This is a genomic window from Flavobacterium bomense (assembly GCF_003970355.1).
Map to the genome: position 1 here is coordinate 1 of NZ_RYDJ01000143.1, position 1,266 is coordinate 1,266.

Below are 1,266 nucleotides of genomic sequence, written 5' to 3' on the forward strand. Positions count from 1 at the left end.
ACTGTTTTAGAGAATACATTGCCTGTTGGAAAGCCAAAATGGTTGAGAGTGAAACTCCCAATCGGTCAAAAATATACCGAACTTCGTGGTTTAGTTGACAAATACAAATTGAACACCATTTGTACTTCGGGAAGTTGCCCGAATATGGGCGAATGCTGGGGCGAAGGAACGGCAACGTTTATGATTCTAGGAAATATTTGCACGCGTTCTTGTGGATTTTGCGGCGTAAAAACCGGAAGACCTGAAACCGTAGATTGGGATGAACCTGAAAAAGTGGCGCGTTCTATAAAAATAATGAACATCAAACACGCTGTAATCACTAGCGTGGACAGAGACGATTTGAAAGATGGCGGTTCCATAATTTGGATAGAAACTATAAAAGCCATTCGCAGAATGAACCCAAACACGACATTGGAAACCCTAATTCCTGATTTTCAAGGTATCGAAAGAAACATAGACAGAATCGTGGAAGCCAATCCTGAGGTGGTTTCACATAACGTGGAAACCGTTCGAAGATTGACACGTGAAGTAAGAATTCAAGCTAAATACGACCGAAGTCTGGAAGTTTTGAAATACTTGAAAGAACAAGGAATCAACAGAACCAAATCTGGAATTATGCTGGGTCTTGGCGAATTGGAAGAGGAAGTTTTTCAAACAATGCAAGATTTAAGAAACGCCAATGTGGATATCGTAACCATTGGTCAATACTTGCAACCAAGCAAAAAGCATTTACCTGTAAAAGAATTTATCACGCCGGAACAATTCGCCAAATATGAAAAATTTGGTTTGGAATTAGGTTTCCGTCACGTAGAAAGCGGCCCGTTGGTGCGTTCTTCTTATAAAGCCCAAAAACATATTCTTTAAAAATTGTTTCAAGTTTCAGGTTTAAAGTTGCGCTACTTGAAACTTTAAACCTGAAACTTTAAACAAAAAAAAATTGAAAACAAGAATTGCCATAAACGGTTTTGGACGCATTGGACGAAATTTATTTCGCTTGCTTTTGAATCATCCCACCATCGAAGTTGTTGCCATTAACGATATTGCCGACACCAAAACGATGGCGCATTTAATCAAATACGACAGCATTCACGGGGTTTTACCTGATGAAGTTTCGTCTGATGAAAAAGGAATTATTGTTGATGGGAAACATTTTTTGTTTTTTCACGAGAAAAGCATTTTAAATCTCGATTGGAAATCCATAAATATTGATGTTGTGGTTGAAAGTACTGGAAAATATAGCACTTTCGACGAAATCAACGCTCATAT

At 38.3% G+C, this 1,266-nt stretch carries 2 protein-coding genes; both read left to right on the top strand.

Going from position 1 to position 1,266, the window contains the following annotated elements; all coding sequences use genetic code 11:
• Positions 1–864 (top strand): lipoyl synthase (gene lipA / locus EKL98_RS16245; RefSeq protein ID WP_233589472.1); only part of this gene is annotated, 864 nt, incomplete at its 5' end.
• A gap of 73 nt (positions 865–937) precedes the next feature.
• Positions 938–1,266, top strand: a 329-nt coding sequence (locus tag EKL98_RS16250) for a glyceraldehyde 3-phosphate dehydrogenase NAD-binding domain-containing protein (protein ID WP_317125402.1), incomplete at its 3' end; no start/stop codon positions are given.